The sequence below is a fragment of the Duganella sp. CF458 genome (genome assembly GCF_900113115.1).
GTDB lineage: Bacteria > Pseudomonadota > Gammaproteobacteria > Burkholderiales > Burkholderiaceae_D > Rugamonas.
Genome location: NZ_FOOF01000034.1, coordinates 1 through 12474, shown reverse-complemented (window position 1 = coordinate 12474; position 12474 = coordinate 1). Strand labels below are relative to the sequence as shown.

The window sequence follows — 12474 nt, the reverse complement described above, 5'->3', positions numbered from 1 at the left end:
TCTGACAGCCGCACGCTTCATCAACACGCCGGAAGGCTGCCTGTACAAATCGGGTGACCTGGGACGTTGGCTGGCCGACGGCAGCATCGATTACCTGGGTCGCAACGACTTCCAGGTGAAGATCCGCGGCTTCCGTATCGAACTGGGTGAGATCGAAGCCAAGCTGGCAGCCTGCGACGGCGTGCGTGAAGCAGTCGTGCTGGCACGCGAAGACCAGCCGGGCGACAAGCGCCTGGTGGCGTATGTCGTGCCAGAAGTTGGTGTAACCCTGGAAGCGGCAATCCTGCGTGCCACGCTGCTGGCTGACCTGGCCGACTACATGGTGCCGGGCGCTTACGTGATGCTGGAGGAATTCCCCCTGACCGCCAACGGCAAGCTCGATCGCAAGGCCTTGCCGGCGCCGGACACGCTCGACTTTGCAGCCCAAGCCTATCAGGCACCGCAAGGTGCAATTGAAACTGCGCTGGCTGAGATCTGGGCCGAAGTCCTGGGCCGTGACCAGGTGGGTGTGAACGATAACTACTTCGCAATCGGTGGCGATTCGATCCGCAGTATCGCCGTGGTGGCCAAGGCGCGTGAGCGCGGCATGGAGATCGCGATCGTCGACCTGTTCAAGGCGCCGACCATCTCGGCCCTGGCGCAGCAGCTGGAGGGCCGCGCCGCGGCGGAAGGCCATGCGGACCACAATGCTTTCGAAAGCATCTCCGATGCAGACCGAGCCCTCATGCCGGCGGATGTCGAGGATGCCTATCCGCTGACGATGCTGCAGTTGGGGATGGTCTTCCACAACCAGCAGGAACAGGCCGAAGGCCTGTACCACGAATTGAGCAGCCATTGCCTGGACGTACCTTCGTGGGACGAGGCGGCCATGCGCCAGGTGCTCGCTGCCCTGTCGCGCAAGCATCCGGTGCTGCGCACCTCGTTCGCACTGCACGGATTCAGCGAGCCACTGCAGCTGGTTCATCCCGAGTCTACCGTACCGCTGATCGTTGCCGACATTTCGGCCGCCAGCCGGGAAGAGCAGGATGCCTCGCTGGCCGCCTTCGTGGAAGCGGAGAAGGGCGAGTCGTTTGACCTGGAGCAGGCACCCTTGCTGCGCATCTTCATCCATGTGCGTAACAAGCGTCAGATCCAGTACACCTTCAGTGGCCATCACGCGATCCTCGACGGCTGGAGCGTCGCCTCGCTGCAGACCGAGTTGTTCAACAACTATGTTGCGCAATTGGATCGCGGCGGCGCAGTCATCGACCTGGCACCACTGGCACAGACTCCACGTGCAACGTCGCTAGGCGAGCGTAAGGCGCTTGGCTCTCCTGCACATAAAGCCTTCTGGCAGGGATTCCTCTCGGGTCACGAGTTCTCTGCGTTGCCGCTGGCGGATGGCGATGGTGGCAGTGGAGCTGTCTCCGGCGTCGCTCTGGAACCCGGCCTGTGCCAGGATATCCGCGCTTTTGCAGCCAGTCTCTCGGTCCCTGTGCGCACCGTTCTGCTCAGCGCGCACCTGCGCCTGTTGTCGATGTTGTCCGGTAAAGATGCAGTGACCACCGGCCTGGTCACCAACGTGCGCCCGGAGGCAGTCGATGGCGACAAGGTGCTGGGTTTGTTCCTGAACACGCTGCCATTCCACAGTCGTCCCGGTAAAGGCAGCTGGCGCGACCTGGTACTGGCCACCTACCGCGACGAACTGGCAGTGATGGAATACCGCCATTACCCGTACTTCCAGCTGCACATGGACAATGGCCGCCAGCCGTTGTACGAAGCTGTTTTCAACTACATCAACTTCCACGTCTACGAAAAGCTGGCGGGCAAGGCCGAGGCGGAAGGCTTTACCCGTTCCTACGAAGCGACCGGTTACGGCTTGGGCGTCAGCTGCAGCGACGATGCGGCGCATGGCATCCACGTGGTATTCGATGCGCGCACGCTGTCGCCGCGCCAGGTCGAGCAGGCGCAGGCCAGCTTCCTGGCCATCGTTCGCGCCATGGTGGCGGCACCGGATGCCGCCCAGGCTGCGGTTTCCCTGCTGTCGCAGGCGGAATTGGAACACGTCACGCAGACCCTCAACGCCACTGCCGTCGCCTATCCGCAAGGGCAGTTGATGCACGAATTGTTCGAAGCGCAGGCCGCTGGCCAGCCGGATGCGCTGGCGCTGGCCTACGGCAGTACCGCCTGGAGCTACCAGGAGTTGAATCGCCGCGCCAACCAGGTGGCGCACTACCTGCGCGGGCTCGGCGTGCAGCCGGACGACCGCGTCGCGCTGTGCCTGGAGCGCGGCCCGCTGATGGTGGCCGGCCTGCTCGGCATCCTGAAGGCGGGAGCGGCCTATGTTCCACTGGATCCGGCCTACCCGGCCCAGCGCCTGGCCTTCATGCTGTCCGACAGCGCCCCCGCCGCGCTGTTGACCGAAGCAGCCATCGCCGCATTGCTCGATGGGGCCGGCCTGCCGCTGGTGGTGCTGGACGGCGAACACGCAGCCGAACTGGATCTCCAGCCTGCGGCCAATCCTGCCCGTGCCGATGGCATGGACGACAGCCACCTGGCCTATGTGATCTACACCTCCGGCTCCACTGGCCAGCCGAAAGGTGTGACGAACCATCACCGCGGCCTGTGCAACCTGGTGCATGCGCAGACCGCGCTGTACCAGGTGGATGCGTCGAGCCGCGTACTGCAGTTCGTCTCCCTCAGCTTCGACGTCTGCGTGTCGGAAATCGCCATGGCGCTGTGCAGCGGCGCATCGCTGCACCTGGCTGCGGCCGGTGAGCTGCTGCCGGGCGCGCCGCTGGTGGAATCGCTGCAGCGCAGCGCCGCCAGCCACGTCAGCCTGCCGATGGCGGTGCTGGCGGCACTGCCACAGGATGCATCGCTGCCGGCGCTGAAGGCATTGATCGTCGGCGGCGAGGCGCTGCCTGCGCCGCTGGCCAACCACTGGTCGGCACGCTGCCGCGTGTACAACTCCTACGGCCCGACTGAAACCACGGTGTGCGCGACGGTGTATTGCTGCGATGGTGTGCAGCAGGGCGCGGTACCGATCGGTCGCCCGCTGGCCAATAACCGCGTCTACATCCTGGACAGCCATGGCCAGCCGGTGCCGCGCGGCGTGGTGGGTGAGATCCATATCGGCGGCGTGCAGGTGGCGCGCGGTTACCTGAACCGTCCGGACCTGACGGAACAGCGCTTCGTGGCCGATCCGTTCGCAGGCGAGGCCGGGGCGCGAATGTACCGCACCGGCGACCTGGGTCGCTGGCTGGCGGACGGCAATATCGAGTTCGCAGGCCGCAACGACTTCCAGGTGAAGATCCGCGGCTTCCGCATCGAACTGGGCGAGATCGAATCGCGCCTGGCGGCCTGCCAGGGCGTACGCGAAGCCTTGGTGGTGGCGCGCGAAGACCAGCCGGGCGACAAGCGCCTGGTGGCCTACCTGGTGGCCGAAGCCGGCGCCACGCTGCAGGCCAATGAGCTGCGCCGCACCCTGGCCGCCGACCTGGCCGAACACATGCTGCCCGGCGCATACGTGGTGCTGGACGCATTCCCGCTCACGCCGAACGGCAAGATCGACCGTGCACGCCTGCCGGCGGCGGCGCTCAGCCACCGCAGCGGCGACTACACCGCTCCGTCCGGCGCCACCGAAACCGCGCTGTGCACCCTGTGGGGGCGCTTGCTCGGACTGCAGCAGGTCGGCATCCACGACAACTTCTTCGAACTGGGCGGGCATTCGCTGCTCATCGTGAAGATGCACAGCGAACTGTCGGCTGCCTATCCGGGCCGCCTGGCCATCGCCGATTACTTCAAGTACACGACGGTGGCCAAGCTGGCCGGCTACCTGGATGCCGAGACGGCTGCGGCCAGCCGGGTACCGGACGGCATCGCACGGGCAGCGGCGCGGCGCGACCGCCTGGCGGCCCAAAAAGGCAAACGTCTACAACGCAACCAATAAGCGCGGGAACAAGAACATGAGCACAACAGATATGCATGACGACGACAGCAACGCCGTGGCCATCATCGGCATGGCGGGACGCTTCCCCGATGCGGCAAACCTGGACGAATTCTGGCGCAACCTGCGCGATGGCGTGGAATCGGTGCGCCCGGTAAGCGACGACGAGTTGCGGGCCGCAGGTGTGGACCAGGCAACGCTGGATGACCCATCCTACGTGAAGGCCGCGTCGCTGCTGGATAACATCGACCTGTTCGATGCCGGCTTCTTTGGCATGTCGCCGCGCGAGGCCGAACTGATGGACCCGCAGCACCGTCTGTTCCTTGAATGCGCCTGGGAGGCGCTGGAGCATGGAGGCTACGAGCCGCGCGGTTATCGCGGTGCGATCGGCTTGTTCGCAGGTACCGCCACCAGCAATTACCTGATTGAGAATATCGCCAGCAACCCTGGCGTCCTGGCATCGGCCGGCGTGCGGCAGATCATGCTTGTCAACGACAAGGATTTCCTGTGCGGCCGCACGGCTTTCGAGCTGGACCTGCGCGGCCCGGCCGTAGTGGTGCAGACTGCATGCTCCACTTCGCTGGTGGCGGTACATATGGCTTGCCAGAGCATCCTCAGCGGGGAAAGCGACATGGCGCTGGCAGGCGGCGTGGCCATCTCCAACCTGGAGAAAACCGGCTACTTCCACAATGAAGGCGGACTGTATTCGCGCGATGGCCACTGCAAGCCGTTCGACGCCAGTGCCAGCGGCATCATTGCCGGCAGCGGCATCGGCCTGGTTCTCCTGAAATCCCTGGAAGCGGCTCGCGCGGATGGCGACACGATACACGCCGTGATCCGCGGCTCGGCCATCAACAACGACGGCAGCGACAAGCTGAGCTTCACCGCGCCAAGCGTGGAGGGGCAGGCTGCCTGCATCAGCGAAGCGCACGCGGTGGCGGGCGTCGATCCGTCCACCATCACCTATATCGAGGCGCACGGCACCGGCACGGCGTTGGGGGACCCGATCGAGATCGGCGCACTGCGCCAGGCTTTCGACGCGGATGGCCAGGGCCAGTACTGCGCCATCGGCTCCCTGAAAAGCAACCTGGGGCATCTCGACGTGGCGGCCGGCATTGCAGGCTTGCTCAAGGCCACGCTGGCACTGAAGCACGGCGAGCTGCCGGCCAGCCTGCACTTCGAACAGCCCAACCCGCACATCGACTTCGCCAACAGCCCGTTCTACGTCAATGCACGCCATGCGCCATGGCAGCCGCAGGGTTTTCCGCGCCGGGCCGGCGTCAGCTCGTTCGGGATCGGCGGCACCAATGCCCACGTCGTGCTGGAACAGGCGCAAGCCACTGCCAGCGCCCCTGCCAGCCGGGCTGCGCAGTTGCTGGTCCTGTCGGCCCGCACGCCCGCAGCGCTGGACGTTGCGGTTTCGCAGCTGGCCGCGCACCTGGAAGCAGAACCTGCACTCAACCTGGCCGATGCCGCATACACCCTGCAGCAGGGGCGTCGCCACTTCCGTTACCGCCGCAGCGTGGCGGCTGCCACGGCCGGCGATGCGGTTGCCGCGCTGCGCGCGGTGCCGGCTGTGCCGCAGATGCAGGCGGCCGAGGAAGCAGGGCTGGTATTCATGTTCCCGGGCGGCGGCACGCAGTACGTCGGCATGGGCAAAGAGCTGTATGCGCAGGAAGCGCTGTTCCGCAGTGTGGTCGACGAATGTGCCGGGCTGCTGCAGGCCAGCCTGGAGCTCGACATCCGGGCCTTGATGTTCGCGCAGGCTGGCTCGCCGCAGGCAGCCCAGCTGCAGCAGGTCCAGTACTCCCTGCCGGCCCTGTTCACCATCGAATATGCGCTGGCGCGCCAACTGATGGAATGGAGCCTGCAGCCTTCCGCCCTGGTCGGGCACAGCCTGGGTGAATACGTTGCCGCCTGTGTATCCGGAGTGCTGTCGCTGCAGGATGCCCTGTTCCTGGTGGCCACGCGCGGCCGCCTGATCGGCCGCCTGCCGGCCGCCAACATGCTGGCCGTACTGGCGCCCGCCGCAGCCATGGAGGGGCGCCTGGGTGAAGACCTGTGGCTGGCCTGCGTCAACTCGCGCGAATCCTGCACCATTTCCGGCACCCCGGAGGCGACCGCGCGATTGGCGGCGCAATTCGACGCAGACGGCATTGAGTACCAACTGCTGGCTGGCTGGCCGGCGTCGCATTCGGGCCTGATGGACCCGATCCTGGAAGAATTCCGTGCTGCCCTGGCACCGCTGCGCTTCGGCGCCCCGCAGATTCCTTATCTGTCGAACCTGACCGGTGGCTGGGCCGATGCCGCCCTGGTCGGTCATCCCGGCTACTGGGTTGACCACCTGCGCCATACCGTTCGTTTTGCCGACGGCGTCGCTGCGCTGATGGACGGGACGCCGAAAGCCTTCGTCGAAGTCGGGCCCGGCACCACGCTGGGCAACCTGGTGCGCCGCGACTTGCCACGCCACGAACTGGGCCGTGTCGCCACCAGCATGCCGCGCAAGGATGCGCCGGAATGCAGCGTGTCAACCGCGCTGGGCGCCTTGGGCCAACTGTGGGCAGCGGGTGTCCCCGTGGATTGGCTGCGCCTGCATGGATCCGACCGCCGTTGCCGCATTCCGATGCCGGGTTACCCTTTCGAGCGTCAACGCTACTGGATCGCCCGCGGCGACAGCCGTGCCCTGGCGGCGCCTGAACAAAGCGCTGGGGCAGTACTGGAAACCAGGCCGGCCGAAGCCGAAGCGGCGGTGCCTTCGCTCGCACGCTATCCGCGTCCCCACCTGCCGGTGCCCTTTGAAGCGCCGTCCACAGCGGCCGAGCAGTCGCTGTGCGCGATCTGGGAAGAGGTGCTGGGCGTAGCGCCGGTCGGTGTGCATGACGACTTCTTTGCGCTGGGCGGCAATTCCCTGATCGCTATCCAGCTGGGCTGCCGCATCCGTGGTGCCTTCCAGGCCGACCTGCCGCTGCGTACGTTGTTCCGTAAACCGACCGTGGCGCAGCAAGCCTGCGAACTGCAGGCAATCGGCAATGACTGCATCGAGACGGCCATTCCGCGCCGCGCGGAGGGCGAGCCGGTCAAGGCTTCGCTGGCGCAACAGCGCTTGTGGTTCATTGCCCGCATGGATCCGGCTGCAGCAGCGGCCTATCACATCTCCAAGGCGCTACGCATCCGCGGTCCGCTGCAGGCGTCATTGCTACACGCTGCAATGGACCGCCTGGTGGCCCGGCATGAAAGCCTGCGCACGCGCTTTACCGAGCAGGGTGGCGAGGCTTACCAGGAATTTGCACCTGCCGACTGTGGCTTTGCCTTGCACCGGCACGACCTGTCGCACCTGGCCGGCCATGAATTGGAATCCGTGATCGACATGATGGCGGCGGATGCCAGCGCTGCGCCATTCGACCTTGAACAGGGAGCGTTGATCCGCGGCATGCTGTTGCAAATCAGCGCGGAGGAACACATCCTGGTGATCACCCAGCACCACATCATCTCAGATGGCTGGTCGATCGGCGTGCTGGTGGAAGAAGTGCGCGCCTTGTACGAAGCTTTCCAGGCCGGCCAGGACGACCCGCTGCCGGCACTGCCGATCCAGTACGCCGACTACGCGGCATGGCAACGCACCTGGCTGCAGGGCGATGTCCTGCAACGCCACCTGGCGTTCTGGCGCGGCCACCTGGAGGGCGCGCCGGCCCTGCTCGAGCTGCCGACCGATCGTCCGCGTCCGGCGCGCCAGACCTATGCTGGCGGCCACGTCGAGTTGGCACTGGGGCAGGACATTGCGGCCGGCTTGCGCGCACTTGCCGAGCAACATGGCACCACGCTGTTCATGGTCTTGCTGGCCGGCTGGGCAATCATGTTGGCACGCCTGTCCGGACAGCGCGACATCGTCATCGGTACGCCGGTGGCGAATCGCCAGCGTACAGAAACCGAAGGCCTGATTGGCTTCTTCGTCAATACGCTGGCGCTGCGCGTGCGCCTGGATGATGTCCAGACCGTGAGCGAGCTCCTGGCCGCCGTCAAGACTGCGACGCTGGATGCGTATGAGTTCCAACAACTGCCGTTCGACCAGGTCGTGGAAGAACTCAAGCCGGTGCGCAGCATGAGCCATGGCCCGGTATTCCAGGTCATGCTGAACCTGCACAACACGCCGGCCGATACGACGGTGTCCATGTCGGCGCTGCAGTTCAGCCACGTACAGACGCCGGAAAACACTGCGCAATGCGACTTGCTGCTGGCGCTGCAGGACGGCAATGATGGACTGGTCGGCAGCCTGAATTACGCCAGCGACCTGTTCGACCGCGCAACAGTGGAAGACTATGCCGTACAGCTGCGGGTGCTGCTGGCGGCAATGGCTGCCAATCCAACGCAGGCAGTGGCGCAAATTCCGTTGCTGTCGGCAGAGCAGCAAGCCTGTCTGCTGGACAGCTTCAATGCGACGGGGACTGCATTCCCGCAAGGGCAGTTGATGCACGGATTGTTCGAAGCGCAGGCTGCTGGCCAGCCGGATGCGCTGGCGCTGGCCTACGGCAGTACCGCCTGGAGCTACCAGGAGTTGAATCGCCGCGCCAACCAGGTGGCGCACTACCTGCGCGGGCTCGGCGTGCAGCCGGACGACCGCGTCGCGCTGTGCCTGGAGCGCGGCCCGCTGATGGTGGCCGGCCTGCTCGGCATCCTGAAGGCGGGAGCGGCCTATGTTCCACTGGACCCGGCTTACCCGGCCCAGCGCCTGGCCTTCATGCTGTCCGACAGCGCCCCTGCCGCGCTGTTGACCGAAGCAGCCATCGCCGCATTGCTCGATGGCGCCGGCCTGCCGCTGGTGGTGCTGGACGGCGAACACGCAGCCGAACTGGATCTCCAGCCTGCCGCCAATCCTGCCCGTGCCGAGGGCATGGACGACAGCCGCCTGGCCTATGTGATCTACACCTCCGGTTCCACTGGCCAGCCGAAAGGTGTGATGAACCATCACCGCGGCCTGTGCAACCTGGTGCACGCGCAGACCGCGCTGTACCAGGTGGATGCGTCGAGCCGCGTATTGCAGTTCGTCTCCCTCAGCTTCGACGTCTGCGTGTCGGAAATCGCCATGGCGCTGTGCAGCGGCGCATCGCTGCACCTGGCTCCGGCCGGTGAGCTGCTGCCGGGCGCGCCGCTGGTGGAATCGCTGCAGCGCAGCGCCGCCACCCACGTCAGCCTGCCGATGGCGGTGCTGGCGGCACTGCCTCAGGATGCATCGCTGCCGGCGCTGAAGGCACTGATCGTCGGCGGCGAGGCGCTGCCTGCGCCGCTGGCCAACCACTGGTCGGCACGCTGCCGCGTGTACAACTCCTACGGTCCGACTGAAACCACGGTGTGCGCCACGGTGTATTGCTGCGATGGTGTGCAGCAGGGCGCGGTACCGATCGGCCGCCCGCTGGCCAATAACCGCGTCTACATCCTGGACAGCCATGGCCAGCCGGTGCCGCGCGGCGTGGTGGGCGAGATCCATATCGGCGGCGTGCAGGTGGCGCGCGGCTACCTGAACCGTCCGGACCTGACGGAACAGCGCTTCGTGGTCGATCCGTTCGCAGGCGAGGCCGGGGCGCGCATGTACCGCACCGGCGACCTGGGTCGCTGGCTGGCGGACGGCAATATCGAATTCGCGGGTCGCAACGACTTCCAGGTGAAGATCCGCGGCTTCCGCATCGAACTGGGCGAGATCGAATCGCGCCTTGCAGCCTGCCAGGGCGTACGCGAAGCGCTGGTGGTGGCACGCGAAGACCAGCCGGGCGACAAGCGCCTGGTGGCTTACCTGGTGGCCGAAGCAGGCGCCACGCTGCAGGCCAATGAGCTGCGCCGCACCCTGGCCGCCGACCTGGCCGAACACATGCTGCCCGGCGCATACGTGGTGCTGGACGCATTCCCGCTCACGCCGAACGGCAAGATCGACCGTGCACGCCTGCCGGCTCCAGGCGGGGACTCGGTGATCCGCCAGGCATATGAGGCGCCGCAAGGCGCGGTCGAATGCGCCATCGCCACGCTATGGGCGGACTTGCTCGGCATCGAGCAGGTCGGCCGTCACGACAACTTCTTCGAACTAGGCGGCTACTCGTTGCTGGCAACGCAGTTCGTCGCCCGCCTGCGCGATGAAATCAAGATCGATATCGCGCTGGCAAAGGTGTTCGAGCACCCGACTGTCGCATCCCTGGCGGAGGCGGCGGTGCTGGCGGAATTGGGCCAATTCTCGAACGAAGACATCGAAGGCCTGGCAGCCGACCTGGATCAGCTCAGTGACGAAGAGATCGAACGCATGTTGGCGCAGGAACGCGCCGAGCAGGGCCAATAAGAGACAACACGTACAACAACTAGAACAGAGCGATAGAGATGAATAACATTGTAAGCAAGGATATTGACGCACGCCGCCGCGAACTGCTGATGATGCGCCTGAAGCGCAGCGCCGCCCCACGCGCTGCCAGTTTCGCGCCGCCAGCAATTTCGCGTGCGAACCGCAACGCACCGCTGCCGTTGTCGTTTGCCCAGCAGCGCCTCTGGTTCCTGGACCAGCTCGATCCGAATGCCAGCCTGGCTTACCACATGCCTGCAGCGTTGCGTCTCGATGGTGACCTTGACCATGCCGCACTGCGCGCTGCGCTCAACGAAGTGGTTGCCCGCCACGAGGCCCTGCGCACTACCTTCGCTACGGAGGCTGGCGATCCGGTGCAGGTCGTAGGCCCGGCCGACGCAGGCTTCCCGTTGGCGGAACAGGACCTGTCGCATCTGGATGCGAAAGACCGCGAAGAAGCGGTGGAGCGCATCAGCCGTGAGGAAGTCGCCAAGCCATTCAGCCTGGGCGCAGGCCCGTTGGTGCGAGGACAGCTGCTGCGCCTTGGGCAGCAAAGTCATATCCTGCTGGTTACGCAGCATCATATCGTTTCCGACGGCTGGTCGATCGGCGTTCTGGTGCGCGAAATCGGTGCCCTGTACGCCGCCTTCGTGGCGGGCAAGCCTTCGCCATTGCCGCCGATGGTGCTGCAGTATGCGGACTATGCCGCCTGGCAGCGGGGCTGGCTGCAAGGCGAGGTGCTGGCGGCGCAAACGGCCTTCTGGAAGGATCACCTGGGTGGCGCGCCGGCAGTTCTCGATCTGCCGACCGATCGTCCACGCCAACTGGTACGCGCCAACGCTGGTGGCGTCGTCGAATTCTCACTGCCGGCAAAACTGGCCGAGACCTTGCGCCAACAGGCGCAGCGCCATGGCGCCACCTTGTTCATGAGCCTGTTTGCCGCATGGAGCCTGCTGCTGGCCCGCTTGTCCGGCCAGGGCGACGTGGTGGTTGGTACGGCCGTCGCAAACCGCCAGCGCACCGAGATCGAACACCTGATGGGCTTCTTCGTCAATACGCTGGCACTGCGCACCCGTATTGACGAGGACACCACTGTGGGCGGCCTGTTGGCCTCCGTCCGGCAAACCCTGCTCGGTGCATACGACCACCAGGACCTGCCGTTCGAGCAGATCGTCGATGCATTGCAGCCAACACGCAGTACCAGCTATAGCCCCATCTTCCAGGCGATGTTCAGCATGAATAACACGCCGGGCGGTGCGCTGGACATGGTTGGCCTCGAAATCACACCGCTTGAACAAGCCCGCAACACAACTCAATTCGACATCAGCATGATGCTGACCGAGGCGGCTGGTGGCATCGGCGGTAGTATCAGTTACGCCGCCGACCTGTTCGATGTCGGCACCGTTCAGCGCATTGCTTCCAGTTTCGTTACCATCGTTACGGCGATGGCGGAAGGAGACGAGCGCAAGGTTAATGCGTTGCCGTTGATGGACGCCGTGCAGCATTCGTCGGTTGCCTTGCTGGGAAATGCCTCCGGCGACTTCGATGCGAACTTCACCATCCATGGCCGCTTCGAAGAACAGGCTGCGGCGCAGCCCGACGCGATTGCGCTGATTGTCGACGGCCAGCAAATGACCTACGAGGAACTGAACTCCAACGCCAATCGAATGGCGCACCGCCTGCTGGAGCTGGGCGTGCAGCCGGACGACCGCGTCGCCATCTGCGCCGAAAGGGGTTTCGGTATGATCGCCGGTCTGCTGGCCATCATGAAAGCCGGTGCAGGCTACGTGCCGCTCGATCCTGTCTATCCGGATGATCGCCTGGCCTTTATGCTGGGAGACTGCGCACCGCGCGTGGTCCTGGCCGATAGCGCGCTGGCTTCGCGCCTCGACGTGGGAGCGGCATCACTGATGCTGCTGGATGACGACTTTTGCGCGCAGCCGGCACACAACCCGGCGTTGGAGGTGTCGCCTTCCTCGCTGGCTTACGTGATTTACACCTCGGGTTCGACCGGCCTGCCGAAGGGCGTGATGATCGAGCACCGCAACGTCGCGCGCCTGATGACGGCGACCGACCACTGGTTCGGCTTCGGCCCATCCGACGTCTGGACCCTGTTCCACTCCTTTGCCTTCGACTTCTCGGTCTGGGAAATCTGGGGCGCGCTGCTGACCGGTGGCCGCCTGGTCGTGGTGCCGTACCTGGCGAGTCGCGCACCGCAGGAGTTCTACTC

Annotated in this window: 3 protein-coding genes; all 3 read left to right on the top strand. The window is 65.4% G+C overall.

Going from position 1 to position 12474, the window contains the following annotated elements; all coding sequences use genetic code 11:
- Positions 1 to 3931, top strand: a 3931-nt coding sequence (locus tag BM269_RS28665) for a non-ribosomal peptide synthetase (RefSeq protein ID WP_139232907.1), incomplete at its 5' end; no start/stop codon positions are given.
- 16 nt (positions 3932 to 3947) lie between these two features.
- A complete protein-coding gene (locus BM269_RS28660) occupies positions 3948 to 10247 on the top strand; it encodes a non-ribosomal peptide synthetase/type I polyketide synthase (RefSeq protein ID WP_170860513.1) in 6300 nt (2099 codons plus the stop codon).
- Between the two features lie 38 nt (positions 10248 to 10285).
- The coding region (locus BM269_RS28655; protein WP_139232906.1) for a condensation domain-containing protein at positions 10286 to 12474 on the top strand (2189 nt) is incomplete at its 3' end.

Coding starts and splice junctions, on each gene's coding strand:
- BM269_RS28660 (WP_170860513.1), top strand. CDS start 3,948: ATGAGCACAACAGATATGCATGACGACGACAGCAACGCCGTGGCCATC.